Below are 13,704 nucleotides of genomic sequence, written 5' to 3'. Positions count from 1 at the left end.
GAACACAAACCAGCAATTCGCCAATCCGCTTGAGTTTCTTTAGAACGAAAGACTTCGTCGCCAGCAGCGCCGCCGCCCTCGTTCAGTGAGTGGGCTTATAGAACTAACCCCTTTTCCAAGTCAACAGCCATACCAAAAGTTTTTTGACATTTTTGTAACAGATTGATTCGGCATGCATTTTTTCGTCAGTCTTTATCCACAGCCGGAATTTTCGGGGCATATTTCGAAAAATTCCTTTACCGCCCGGTCAAAAAATCACCGGAAACCCGCTCTCAACCGGCGAAAAATCACAAAAAACAGCTGCTTGAGGGAATTTATGGTTAACCGAGGATTAACGTGCGTCCGGCGGCAGGCTTTAAATTTCCGTCACAAATCAGCGGCGGACATTTCGGAACCTATCGCCGTCTGGAGTGTTGACTTTACCATTAAAGGAAGGAGACCGATATGGCTGCCAACACCGATGATATCAGAGCATCTGTCAGCAAGGACATCGCCGCACTCCAGCAGGAGGTTTCGCGCCTGCAGAAGATGATTTCCGCTCAGGGCGCCGAAGCCTATTACGAAGTGCGCGGCCGCGCCGGCAAGGCTTATGATGAAGCCCTGCCCCGCGCCAAGAATGCTGTCGCCCAGATCAAGGCCGAAGGTGCCGCTGCCGCCGGCGCTGCCCGCGAGCATCCCACCGCAGCAACAACTGCGCTGATGCTCGCAGGCGCCATTGGGTTCCTCGCCGGCTATCTGCTTTCCGGCAGCTCCCAGCCGCAGCCTCGCCATTGGTGGCGCTAGAGCCCGGCCGTATCCGCTGAAAAATCATATTTTTACGCACCCGCCGATCCGTTTTTCGGCAGGGTGCGTAAATGCTTATGTCTTAGAAAAACCAATTTTTAATGCAAGCAAAGGACCATAAAAAACGAAAGGGAGGACAACATGGAAAACAAGAGGGCCAATTGCATCATTGAAGTCAGCGTCGATGGCGTCAACGGCCGTTACGCCGTCGGCATCATGAATATGCGCCAGGCACTCGACCTGCCCGAAATGCCAAGTCTGTCGTATACGCATCCGGACCCGGTCAAGGCCGCCGCCGGAATCGTTGTCAGCCGCAAGGAACTTGCCGGCTTCATGGCCTGCCGCTGAACCAGCGCGAACTCATCATGCCGGAACGGCGCTTTGCTCCAAAGCGCTGACGTTCTTTTACGGCGTCTCTTCTCCCCCCGGTTTTTCTTTGCCTTGCTGGCATCCTTGCGTCGTTCATGCCAAGAGAAGGCGTCAAGACAGCATAAGGAACGCAGATGAGGGAACGGCGTGCATCATATAAGCCGCGCGAGCGGACAAAGCCCGCCGCCGACGCCGCGGCCAAGCGGGTCACCCTCCCCCGTGCTCTTTCCAAGCTTGGTTATTGCTCCCGAACGCAGGCCGAGCGGCTGATCGCCGAAAGTCGCGTTGCCGTCGACGGTCGGACCATCAGCGATACCTCCGCCTGGGTCGACCTTGCTACGGCCAAGATCAGTGTCGACGGTCTCGTCATCGCCGCCGAAGCGAAACTCTATCTGATGCTCAACAAGCCGCGCGGGCTGGTCACCACCCGCGACGATCCCGAAGGCAGGCCGACGGTCTATGATTGTCTCAGGGATTTCGACATCCCGTACCTCTCCCCGGTCGGCCGGCTCGACAAGGCGAGCGAAGGCCTGCTGCTTTTCACCAACGACACCGAATTCGCACAGATCCTGCTCGATCCGATCACGCATGTGACGAAGACCTATCATGTCCAGATCGACGGCATCATGGATGACGAGGGCATCGCCGCCATGACAGCGGGCATCCGTCACGATGGCGAATTGCTGACGGCGACCGCCGCGCGGCGCTTGCGCCAGGGCGACCGGAACTCATGGATCGAGGTCGAGCTCGAGGAGGGCCGCAACCGCCAGATCCGCCGCATGCTGGAGGCGCTCGGAACCGAATGCCTGCGCCTGGTGCGCGTCGCAATCGGCGGGCTCGAACTCGGCGAGCTGCCGAAAGGCGCCGTGCGTGCGCTGACCGAGGCGGAGTTACAGGCGCTACGCCGGAAAACCGGCGTCGAAAGGACAAGACGCAGTTGACCGGTGGGGCCGGCATCGAGCCGCATGATTTCTGGCAGGAGTTTCATCCGCCCGGCACCTTCGCCGCCGCCGGTGAGTTCACCTCCTTCTATGTTGCCGCGCTGGAGGACGGCCGCCAGCTTCGCCTGCCGATCCGCGTGCTGGCGGATGGCGAACATGCGCTCGCCTCGCTGATCGTCAACCAGGCGAGCTTCGCCGTGCTCGATGCGCTCGCCGAAAGCCTCGCCGAAAAGATCAGGCCGATGTCGATCGATGTCGTCGCCGGCCTGCCGACCCTCGGCCTGACGCTTGCCGCCGCCGTGGCCCAGAAGCTCGGTCATAACAGGTACGTTCCGCTCGGCACCTCGCGCAAATTCTGGTACCGCGACGAGCTCTCCGTCGCCCTGTCCTCAATCACCACGCCGACACAGCAGAAGCGCCTCTATATCGATCCGCGCATGCTCCCGCTGCTGACCGGACGGCGCGTCGCTCTGATCGACGACGTCATATCCAGCGGCGCCTCGATTACAGCCGGCCTTCAGCTGCTGATGGGCTGCGACATCGAACCCGCGGCCATCGGTGCGGCGATGCTGCAATCGGAGCGCTGGCGCGAAAGCCTGGCAGCCGCGGGACCACAATGGGTCGCGCGCACCGTCGGCGTTTTCGCCACCCCCATTCTGGAGCGAAACGAAGCCGGCCGGTGGGTACCATCGGCTTGACGCGAGATTTGAGAATTGTTCAATCTTTGCCTGAAGGAACCTCTGTACAGCGCATGAGGAACGATTACAGTCCGCCTCGTCGATGAAACACCGGACCCACGCATGACGTTCGAGCAAGCATCCCTGCTGATCCTTCTGCTGGCGATGCTCGTTCTCTTCTCACTCGATCGCATTCGCATCGAGGTAATTTCGATCGCCGGCCTGCTCACCGGCTATGCGCTCGGGCTTTACCCCCCCGACCAGATCTTCACGGGCTTTGCCAGTCCCGTCGTCGTCACCGTCGTCGAGATCCTGCTGATCGTCCAGGTGCTGGCGCGCGCCAGGCTCTTCGACAATCTCGCCGCCCGTTTCGCGGCCGCAGGACCCTCGCGCTTCCAGGTTATATCGGGCACCTCTTCGCTGGCCGGCTTCATCTCCATCTTCATGAACAATATCGGTGCCTTTGCGATCACCCTGCCGGTGGCGCTTCGGCTGGGCACGGCGCTGACGATTCCCCGCCGCCAGCTCGTCCTACCGGTCTCGTTTGCAGCCCTGCTCGGCGGCCTCGTCTCGCTGATCGGCACGCCGGCCAACCTGCTCGTCAGCGATGCGCTCGCCAAGGCGACCGGATCAGGCTTTCGCTTCTTCGATTTCGCCTATGTCGGCCTGCCCGTCGCCATCGCCGGCATTCTGCTCATCGCCTTTCAGGTGCAGCGGCTGTTTCCGGAGCCAGACGAAACGCCGACGACAATCTCACCGGCCACGCGCCGCATCGTCGTCGAGCGTCGCATCCCTGACGGGTCGCCGCTGATCGGCGTGCAGCTTTCCGATTGTCCCACGCATTTCGGCGTCAAGCCGCATGCGCTGATCCGCGGCGAAAATTTCGTCTTCGGTCCGCTCGACCAGTTGGTGATCGAAGCCGGCGACGTGCTGCTTGCCGAAGGCGGCGATACCGTCTTTGCCGGCCTTGCCGCCGCCCAGGCGCTGATCGCCGATAGCCATCCGCATGGTCTTCAGCCGGATTTTACCCGTGTCGAAGCCGTCGTCATGCCAGAAAGCACGCTGGTGGGCTCGCGCATCCGCTCGCTCGAAATCTTTCACAGCCGCGGCGTCGCGGTCACCGCTCTTTCCATGCGGGCGCCGCGCATCGAGGGCCGTTTCCTCGACCTGCAGCTGTCGATCGGCGATATATTGACGCTCGAAGGGCCGCGCATGGCAATCGCCGAAGGGCTTGAAGAAAGCGAGTGCCTGCCACTCGCTTCGGCTGTTTCGAGCGAGCCGGCCTCGCTCTCCTGGCGGCCTTTCGCGCTGTTTGCCTGCGGCATCGCCGCATCTGCCGCCGGCCTGCGTCCCGACGTCGCCTTTGCCGGCGTCGTCCTCGTGCTCGCTTTGCTCAACCATCTGAACATCCGCCAGGCGATGGCCGATCTCAACTGGCCAATCATTATCGTGCTGGCGGCGATGATCCCCATCGGTCAGGCAGTGGCAAGCACCGGTGCGGCCGAAACCATCGCCGGCTGGCTAAGCCTCGTCGTGCCGATCACCCATCCGCTCTTCGGCATCGCTCTCATCCTCTTCCTCGCCATGGCGCTGACCCCTTTCGTCAACAATGCGACGGTCGCAATCGTTCTGGCCCCGATCGCATTGGAATTCGCGAAAGCCGGCAGCCACGTCCCGGACGCCTACCTGATCGCCGTCGCCGCCGGCGCCTCGCTGGATTTCCTGACGCCCTTCGGCCATCACAACAACACGCTGGCGATGGGCATTGGCGGCTACCGCTTCCGCGACTTCCTGCGCGCCGGCTGGCCGCTTGCCGTCACAAGCTACGGCCTCGCTTTGTTTTTTCTGGCTCTGTTCTGGCTGTGATGCGATAGTTGGGGCCACCTTGACTTCCCGGCGATGAAACGACAGGAAGCCTTCACCCAATCACAAGGACAGTCGAGCGCCGTGCGAATCCTCTCCGAAGCCCATTTCCCGGAACTGCCGAACTATTATCGCGGCAAGGTGCGCGAGAATTACGATCTTCCGGACGGACGCCGCATCATCATCAGCACCGACCGGCTGAGCGCTTTCGACCGCATCCTCACCTGCATTCCTTATAAGGGCCAGGTGCTGACACAGACGGCGCGCTACTGGTTCGAGGCGACGAAGGATATCTGCCCGAACCACGTCATCGATTATCCCGATGCCAATGTCGTCATCGGCAAACGGCTCGACATTCTGCCGGTCGAAATCGTTGTGCGCGGTTATCTCGCCGGCACCACCGGCACGTCGATCCTGACGCTCTATAAGAAGGGTGAGCGCGAGATGTACGGCATGCGCCTGCCTGACGGCATGCGCGACAACCAGGTCCTGCCCGAACCCGTCATCACCCCGACCAGCAAGGAATTCGACGGTGGCCATGACGAGCCGCTGACGCCTGCCGAAATCGTCACGCGCGGCCTGCTGACCAGCCAGCAGTGGGAGACCCTTTCGCGATACGCGCTCGCGCTCTTCGCCCGCGGCCAGGAGATGGCGGCCAAACGCGGCCTCATTCTCGTCGACACGAAATATGAATTCGGCACCGACAGCGACGGCAACATCATCCTCGCCGATGAGATCCACACGCCCGACAGCAGCCGCTACTGGCTTGCCGAAAGCTATCCGGCAAGTTTTGCCGCCGGACAACGCCCGGAAAGTTTCGACAAGGATTTCGTCCGCGCTTGGGTGGCCGAGCGTTGCGACCCGTATAAGGATGAGATCCCCGAGATTCCCACCGAACTGATCGAACAAACCTCGGCCGTCTATATCAAGGCCTATGAGGCGATCACCGGCGAGCGCTTTGTTCCCGACGATAGCGGCGAGACGCCGCTTGCCCGCATCCGGCAGAACCTCGCCTCGCACTTCCCCTGAGATGGCGGCACGCGAAAGCCGCCGGCCACTCATCGGCTTGCGGCATTTCGTGCAATCGCGCTAACATCGGCCAAAAGGATCGGGCTCGGCCCGACGGGGGACGGATGGCAAGAAGGCCGAGACGCAAGGCCGAGGAAACGCGGGAGGATATCCTCTCCATGGCGGAGATGCTGTTTCGCGAGCGCGGCTATGTCGCGGTGTCGATCGCCGACATCGCCGGCGCGCTCCACATGTCGCCGGCCAATGTCTTCAAGCATTTCCGCTCCAAGGTGGCGCTGGTCGATGCGATCGCCGGGCGCCATCTCGACAATGCCACCGAGCGTTTCGCGGCCTTCGACGAAGACCTGCCGCCGAAAGAGCAATTGCTCCGCTTCGTCCTGCGCCTGCTGGAAGGCCATCTGCAGGACATCCAAAAAAACCCCTACATCTTCGAAATGGTGCTTTCGACGGTCGAAGCCAAACTCGAGGCCGGCAACCGCTATCGCGCCCGCATCGAAGAGAAGCTCAGTGGGATCATCCGCGAGGGCATGGCGGAGAACCGCTACCATTGCCGCGATCCGAAAAGCGCGGCACGCACCGTCGCAGATGTGTTGGCCTGCGTGCTGCACCCCATCCTTATCGTCCGCGACGATAAGGAAACACTGGTGCACCGCGCCGAGTGCATCGTGGATTTTGTCGATGCCGCACTGCAAAATAATGCTTGCTAAGTGACGATTGCTGACTTACGTCACTTCGTAAAGCTTTTCTTAAATTCGGATGATGGCATTTGCAGCCGAAGCAATCCTGACGCTTACATAAGCCTGCGCTCGGCTGAGCCGAGCCCGTGGATCGGACGGCCACTGCCACCGTACAGGGAATTCAGAATGATACGGCGTGCCCTCCTCATCTCCTCGGCGCTGGCGTTCGGCGCCCTGCTCGCAGCCTGCAGCGACAATACCGGCAAGCCCGCCGGCAATGCCGGCGCTGGCACGGCCCAGCCGGCATCGCCCGTCGGCGTGATTACGCTGAAAAAGGGCAGTTTCCCGATCACCACGATCCTTCCCGGCCGCGCCGAGACCTTCCAGACAGCCGATATCCGGCCGCAGGTGAGCGGCCTCATCCGCGAGATCGCTTTTAAGGAAGGCGGCGAGATCAAGAAGGGCGACCTTCTCTACCAGATCGAGGATGCGCCCTATATCGCCGCCGTCGAGCAGGCCAAGGCGGCAATCTCCAAAGCCGAGGCGAGTGTGCCGAGCGCGGAAAGCAATCTCGACCGCTACCAGCGCCTCGTCGGCAGCGGCGCCACCCAGATCGAATTCGAAACGGCCAAGACGACGTTGCTGCAGGCCAAGGCCGAAGTCGAGTCGGCGAAGGCCGCACTATCGGCCGCGCAGATCGACCTCGACCACACCAGGATCATCGCGCCTTTCGACGGCATTATCGACCAGACGGCCTATAATGTCGGCAACGTCGTCTCGGCCAACCAGACGACGGCGCTGACGACGATCCGCCAGCTCGATCCGATCTATATCTCACTGACCGAATCGAGCACCAACCTCTTGAAGCTACGCGATGCGATGGCGGCCGGCGATATCAAGGGTGCAGCCAATGTCGTCTTCCACCTGATCCTCGAAGACGGCAAGGAATACAATCAGCAGGGCAAGCTCGACATGTCGAAGCAGGTGGTCAGTGAGACCACGGGCACCTTCATCATCCGCGTGCTTTTTCCCAATCCCGACCGTATCGTGCTGCCCGGCATGTATGTCCGGGCAACCGTCGAGCTCGGCGCCGAGGACGGTTATGCGCTGCCGCAGCTGGCGACGAGTCGTGACGCCAACGGCCGGCTGACGGCGCAATTCGTTTCCGCTGACGGCAAGGTCGAAACCCGCGCTTTCGAAAACAGCTCGCCCTCCAATAATTTCTGGCTGGTGACCGAAGGCATCAAGGACGGCGACCAGCTGATCGTCAGCGGCCTGCAATCGATCACGTCAGGCATGCCGGTGAAGCCGGTTCCGATGAAGATCACCGACAACGGCGTGGTCGTGGCTGCCGAGCAGCCTGCGGCCGGTGACGCTGGAAAGCCCGCAGCGAAATAGTCGCTTCGAGCTCGCATCGTCACCGTCTCAGCCGCACAGGAACAACCGATGGCCAAGTTTTTCATCCGACGTCCGATTTTCGCCTGGGTCATTGCGATCACCATCATGCTCGCCGGCCTGCTGGCGATCTTCACCCTGTCGATCTCGCAATATCCCGACATCGCCCCGACAACGGTCCGCATCAACGCCACCTATCGGGGCGCCAGTGCCGAGACCGTCGAGAAATCGGTGACGACGATCATCGAGGACGGCATGACCGGCCTCGACGATCTGACCTACATGACCTCGACCTCGTCGACGGGGTCGGCGAGCATCCAGCTGACCTTCGGGACGAGCGCCGACCCCGATATCGCTCAGGTGCAGGTGCAGAACAAACTGCAGCTGGTTCAGTCGCAGCTTCCGGGCGACGTCATCGATGCCGGTATCAGCGTCACCCGCTCGACTTCGAGCATCCTTCTCGTCGGCTCGCTTGTCTCGACCGACGGCAAGCGCAACTCGGTCGACCTCGGCAACATCCTGTCGACCTCGATCGAAGATCAGATCCAGCGTCTCGCAGGCGTCGGCAGCATCAACGTCTTCGGTTCCGGATATGCCATGCGCGTCTGGCTCGATCCCTTCAAGCTGCTGAAATATCAGTTGACGCCGAGCGACGTCACCGCGGCCATCCAGGCGCAGAACACCCAGGTCTCAGTCGGTTCGCTGGGCGCCCAGCCGGCGGTCCCCGGCCAGCAGATCAACGTCACCATCACAGCGCAAAGCCAGCTGACCACCGTCGCCGATTTCGAGCACATCATCCTGAAGGTCGAAAAGGATGGCGCGACCGTTCGTTTGAGCGACGTCTCGCGCATCGAGATCGGCCAGGAAAGCTATGGCGGCAATTCGCGTTACAACGGCCAGCCCTCGACCGGTTTTGCCGTCAACCTGGCGATCGGCGCCAACGCCATCGACACCGCCGCCCGTGTGCGCTCGGCGCTCGATGTCATCGGCCGCGGCCTGCCCGCAGGTGTGGAAATCACCTATCCCTACGACACGACACCCTTCGTCGAGCTGTCGATCGAGAAGGTCGTGCACACGCTGATCGAGGCGATCGTGCTCGTTTTCGTCGTCCTCCTCATCTTCCTGCAGAACCTGCGGGCGACGCTGATCCCGACGATTGCCGTTCCCGTGGTGCTGCTTGGCACCTTCGGCGTGCTGGCGGTCACCGGCTACTCGATCAATACCTTGACGATGTTCGCCATGGTGCTGGCGATCGGCCTTCTCGTCGACGACGCCATCGTCGTCGTCGAAAACGTCGAACGCATCATGTCCGAAGAGAAGCTTTCGCCGCTCGAGGCGACGGAAAAATCGATGGGCGAGATCACCGGTGCCATTGTCGGCATCGCGCTCGTGCTGACCGCCGTCTTCATTCCGATGGCGTTCTTCGGCGGCTCCACAGGCATCATCTATCGCCAGTTTTCGATCACCATCGTTTCGGCCATGCTGCTGTCGGCGCTCGTCGCCCTCGTGCTGACGCCGGCCCTTTGCGCCACGATGCTGAAGCCGGTCGGAGAACACCGGAAGCACCGCGTCGGCGACTGGTTCAACCGCAACTTCACCCGCTCGACCAACGGCTATGTCAGAACCATCGGCTATCTGCTGAAGAGGCCGATCCAGGTCATGTTGGTCTTCCTGCTCGTCGGCGCCGGCTGCGCCTATCTCTTCACCCGACTGCCGAGTTCATTCCTGCCGCAGGAAGACCAGGGTGTGCTGTTGACCATCGTCACCACACCGCCGGGCTCGACAACCCAGCAGACCCAGGCGGTCGTCGAGAAGGTCGAGAAATATTATCGTGAAAACGAGAAGGATGCGGTCGAATCCGTCTTCGGCGCCCTCGGCTTCGGCTTCAACGGTTCCGGCCAAAACAGCGCCATCGTCTTCACCAAGCTCAAGGATTTCGCCAAACGCACCGATCCCAAGCTGAGCGCCCAGTCGGTCGTCAACCGTGCGCTCGGCAATTTCTTTGCGATCCGCGAGGCGCAAGTCTTTGCGCTCCTGCCGCCGGCGATCCAGGGTCTTGGTGTGTCGAGCGGCTTCTCCATGTATCTCGTCGATACCGGCGGCCACGGCAATGACGCCCTGACGGCCGCCTCCAAACGGCTGATCCAGATGGGCAACACCTCGGGCAAGATCGTGGCGCTGCGCAGCAGCAACAAGGAGGTCGAGCCGCAGATGCGCGTCGTGCTCGATCAGGAGAAGATCGGCGCCATGGGCGTCGACATCGCCTCGGTCAATTCGATGCTGTCGATCATCTTCACCGGTCGCGACGTCAACGACTTCACCCTGAACGGCGAGATCAAACCGGTCTACGTCGAGGGCGACGCCCCCTTCCGCATGCAGCCCGATGATCTCAACCATTGGTACGCCCGCAACAATGACGGCGAAATGGTGCCCTTCTCCGCCTTTACCAAAACGGAATGGGTCAAGGGAGCGCCCTCGCTTGCCCGCTTCAACGCCGTCAGCGCCATTCCGCTCGACGGAGCTTCCGCGCCCGGAGTTTCCTCCGGCGATGCAATGAACGAGATGGAAGCGCTGACCGAACAGCTCGGCGGCGGCTATACGGTCGCCTGGCAGGGCATCTCCTATCAGGAGCGGCTTTCCGGTTCGCAGGCGCCGATGCTCTACGCGATCTCGGTTCTCGTCGTCTTCCTCTGCCTGGCAGCGCTTTACGAAAGCTGGTCGATCCCCTTCTCGGTGATCATGGCGGTACCCGTCGGCATTCTCGGAGCGCTGACGGCGGCAACGCTCTTCGGTCAGGCGAACGACGTCTATTTCAAGGTCGGCCTGCTGACGACCATCGGGCTAGCAGCGAAGAACGCGATCCTGATCGTCGAATTCGCCAAGGACCGCATGGAAAGCGGCATGGGGCTCTACGCGGCGACATTGGAAGCGGCGAGATTGCGCCTGCGGCCGATCATCATGACCTCGCTTGCCTTCATTCTCGGCGTCGTGCCGCTGGCGATCGCGACAGGCGCGGGTTCGGCGGCACAGAACGCCATCGGTATCGGCGTTCTCGGCGGCATGCTGGCGGCGACGATGCTCGGAATTTTCTTCGTGCCGTCGTTTTTCGTCGTCATCCGACGCATCTTTGCCACAGGCGGCAAAAATGCGGCAGGACTGTGATATAAATGCACTGTGATAATGCTGTTGGCGTTGCTACATTGCGCCCGACTGCTTCGGAATGGTGTTTTTGGTAAACGAGGCGCGGCGGCCGATAGTGAAGCATGAAGCTTCGGACAAGAATTGACTTGCTCGAGTACAGGATGAAATGAATGGTATCTCTTCGTTTTGCCGCCACACCGGCATTATTGTTATTGTTGTCGGGCTGCGTTGTTGGTCCGGATCATGTTCCTCCTGAGATGCCGCTGCCCGCCAAATTCGGAGAGGGTGGCACGAAGAGTGTAGGCGATGTTGCTACCGCAGCCTGGTGGACCGCCTTCAACGATCCCAAACTGAATGGCTATGTCCAGGCCGGCCTCGATCAGAACCTGACTGTCCAGCAGGCGATCGAACGCATCAATGCGGCCTCCGCCAACGTCACCACCGCCGGTGCCGGCGGCCTGCCGAATCTGACGGTCGGCGGCTCGCACACGGTCAGCGGCCAGAGGGGCGAGCTGCGCACGCAGTTCGACACGCGCAATACCAGTGCCGGCGACGTCCAGCTGAGCTGGCTGCTCGATCTCTTCGGCCTCTACAAGCGCAGCACCGAGAGCGCCCTTGCTTCGCTCGATTCCGCCTACGCATCGGCTGATGTCGCCAAGCTGACCCTGGTGCAGGATCTCGTCTCGAGCTATATCGACGTTCGCTACTATCAGCAGCGCCTGGCGCTTTCGAGGGCCAACCTGAAGTCGCGTCAGGAAACCTACGAGCTCACCAAATTCCAGCTTGAAGCCGGCGCCGCCTCGCGCCTTGACGTCGTCCAGGCCGAAGGCTTGGTACAATCGACGCTCGCCGAAATTCCCGGCCTCGAAACCAACATCCGCATATCAGCCCATCACATTGCCACCTTGCTCGGCCTGCCGGCTTCGGCCCTCGTCGACGAACTGCTGAAGGGCCGTGGACAGCCCGTGTTCCGAGGCGGCATCAATTCCGGCATCCCGGCAGACCTGATCCGCAACCGTCCCGACGTTCGCGTCGCGGAGCGCGATCTCGCCGCGGCAACGGCCAATATCGGTGTTGCCCAGGCGCAGCTTTATCCGAGCATCTCGCTCAGCGGTTCGATCTCGCCGTCCTACATCAACCAGCGCGGCATCCATGGCGGCCTGACGCCTTGGTCCTTCGGTCCGACCCTCAACCTGCCGATCTTCGATGGCGGCCGCCTGCGCGCCAACGTCAAGTCTGCGCAGTCCGACGCCGCGACCGCCTACCTCAACTGGAAATCGACGGTGCTGACCTCCGTCGAGCAGGTTGAGAACGCGCTCGCCGCGGTCCGGCGTGACGCCCGCACGGTCTCGGCGCTTCAGGCCCAGGTGAAGACCACGCAGGAAACCCTCGAACTGTCGACGGCATCTTACAAGGACGGCGCCTCTTCGCTGCTCGACGTTCTCGACGCGCAGCGCCAGGTTTCGCTCGCCCAGGCAAGCCTTGCCCAAGCAGTTCAGCAGATGGCCAAGGACTATGTCTCCCTCAACATCGCGGTCGGCGGCGGCTATGCCCCCGGCGGCAAGGCCACCGTGGCCAACACCACTGTCGTGGTTAAGCCGGCCAAGACCTGATCGGCCGTCTTGCGCCGTCTGGACATACACAGCCCCGCGATCGTCTCGCGGGGCTTTTTCATGTCGGCCGAATTTGTATCGCGGAGAATACGCGATAAGATGAATCGGGAATCGACAAGCGAAAAGAGCTGATGTAAAACTGGTTAAACGATTAATCAGAGCGCCGTCGATCATGGCTTCATCGCGTTCGGGACCGAACCTCAGCAGGATAGCGACCTCGCTCGGCGTCTCGGTCGCCACGGTCTCCAATGCATTATCAGGCAAGGGCCGCGTCTCCGGCCAGATGGTCGAAAGAATCCGCGAGCATGCAGCCGAACTCGGCTACGTCCCGAGCCAGGCCGGACGGGCGCTGCGGACCGGCCGCAGCGGCGTTCTCGGACTGGTGCTGCCCGATATCGCCAACCCGCTCTTTCCCAAGATCGCCCAGGCGATCGAATTCGCTGCCTCCGCCGCCGGTTACGGCGTGCTGATCGCCGATTCCCGCGGCGATGTCGCCGCCCAGACCGAGGCGATCAATCGGCTGGTCGAACGCGGTGTCGATGGCATGGTCATCATTCCTCGCCGCGCCACGCGCATTTCGTCCGCCGCCTGTCCGATCGCCGTCATCGACACCCCTTCGACGCCGGGCAACACCGTTTCCGCCGACCATTGGCAGGGCGGCGGTGAAATCGCCGGCCATCTTGCCGGCCTTGGCCATCGCCGCATCCTCATCATCGGCAACAATCAGGAGTCCAGTGTCCAGAACGACCGCGCCGGTGGCATCCGCGCCGGTCTGCACCCCGACATGCATGCTGAAACCCTGTGGATCGACAGGCTGGAACGGGATGGGGGCAGCGGCTGCCCGCTCGGGCTCGCCGAAAGAGTGAAGCAGGGATTTACTGCTTTCGCGGCACTCTCCGATCTGCAGGCACTGCGCGCGCTGACGGAGCTACAGCAGGCCGGCGTCAACATTCCAGCCGATGTCAGCGTCACCGGTTTCGACGATCTCATCTGGTCGCCCGTCGTCACGCCGTCGCTGACGACGGTTCGCATGGACATGGACGCGATTGCCGGGATTGCCGTGTCGGCGCTCGCGGATGCCATAAGCGCAAACAGCATCCGGCAGGGCGTGCTCGTTACCGCTGAGATCGAGCGCGTCGCCATGCAGTTGATCATCCGCCAGTCATCCGGGCCTGTGAACCCGGCACCAAGAACCTCAGAGATGGAGAACATGTAA

Annotated in this window: 11 protein-coding genes; all 11 read left to right on the top strand. The window is 61.7% G+C overall.

Annotation, left to right across the window (positions count from 1 at the left end; translation table 11 throughout):
- Nucleotides 1-444: 444 nt before the first annotated feature.
- The 11 genes from ATY75_RS12285 (at nt 445) to ATY75_RS12235 (ending at nt 13,704) form a co-directional block, all read left to right on the top strand.
- Nucleotides 445-783: a hypothetical protein gene (locus ATY75_RS12285; protein ID WP_088937743.1), complete on the top strand. Its 339-nt coding sequence runs from the start codon at nt 445-447 to the stop codon at nt 781-783.
- A gap of 141 nt (nt 784-924) precedes the next feature.
- Nucleotides 925-1,131: a hypothetical protein gene (locus tag ATY75_RS12280; RefSeq protein ID WP_003590425.1), complete on the top strand. Its 207-nt coding sequence runs from the start codon at nt 925-927 to the stop codon at nt 1,129-1,131.
- 155 nt (nt 1,132-1,286) lie between these two features.
- On the top strand, nt 1,287-2,093 hold the full coding sequence (locus ATY75_RS12275; RefSeq protein WP_088937742.1) for a pseudouridine synthase: 807 nt from the start codon (nt 1,287-1,289) through the stop codon (nt 2,091-2,093).
- Nucleotides 2,094-2,107: 14 nt separating this feature from the next.
- Nucleotides 2,108-2,791: a phosphoribosyltransferase gene (locus tag ATY75_RS12270; RefSeq protein ID WP_088937766.1), complete on the top strand. Its 684-nt coding sequence runs from the start codon at nt 2,108-2,110 to the stop codon at nt 2,789-2,791.
- 102 nt (nt 2,792-2,893) lie between these two features.
- Nucleotides 2,894-4,636: an SLC13 family permease gene (locus tag ATY75_RS12265; protein ID WP_088937741.1), complete on the top strand. Its 1,743-nt coding sequence runs from the start codon at nt 2,894-2,896 to the stop codon at nt 4,634-4,636.
- 81 nt (nt 4,637-4,717) lie between these two features.
- A complete protein-coding gene (locus ATY75_RS12260) occupies nt 4,718-5,662 on the top strand; it encodes a phosphoribosylaminoimidazolesuccinocarboxamide synthase (protein ID WP_088937740.1) in 945 nt (314 codons plus the stop codon).
- Nucleotides 5,663-5,766: 104 nt separating this feature from the next.
- Nucleotides 5,767-6,369 carry a TetR family transcriptional regulator gene (locus ATY75_RS12255; RefSeq protein WP_088937739.1) on the top strand — a complete coding sequence of 201 codons (603 nt, stop codon included), beginning with the start codon at nt 5,767-5,769 and terminating at the stop codon, nt 6,367-6,369.
- A 156-nt stretch (nt 6,370-6,525) separates the two neighbouring features.
- The gene (locus ATY75_RS12250) at nt 6,526-7,737 is read left to right on the top strand and encodes an efflux RND transporter periplasmic adaptor subunit (protein ID WP_088937738.1); all 1,212 of its coding nucleotides are present in this window, start codon (nt 6,526-6,528) and stop codon (nt 7,735-7,737) included.
- Between the two features lie 48 nt (nt 7,738-7,785).
- Nucleotides 7,786-10,896, top strand: coding sequence for an efflux RND transporter permease subunit (locus ATY75_RS12245; RefSeq protein WP_088937737.1), 3,111 nt, complete (start codon nt 7,786-7,788; stop codon nt 10,894-10,896).
- A gap of 149 nt (nt 10,897-11,045) precedes the next feature.
- Nucleotides 11,046-12,488 carry an efflux transporter outer membrane subunit gene (locus ATY75_RS12240; RefSeq protein ID WP_088937736.1) on the top strand — a complete coding sequence of 481 codons (1,443 nt, stop codon included), beginning with the start codon at nt 11,046-11,048 and terminating at the stop codon, nt 12,486-12,488.
- Nucleotides 12,489-12,660: 172 nt separating this feature from the next.
- Nucleotides 12,661-13,704: a LacI family DNA-binding transcriptional regulator gene (locus ATY75_RS12235; RefSeq protein ID WP_088937735.1), complete on the top strand. Its 1,044-nt coding sequence runs from the start codon at nt 12,661-12,663 to the stop codon at nt 13,702-13,704.

This window comes from Rhizobium sp. N122 (genome assembly GCF_002211295.1).
Taxonomy (GTDB): Bacteria; Pseudomonadota; Alphaproteobacteria; order Rhizobiales; family Rhizobiaceae; genus Rhizobium.
Note: the sequence above shows the minus strand (reverse complement) of the source record. Positions and strands in the feature narration are given on the sequence as shown.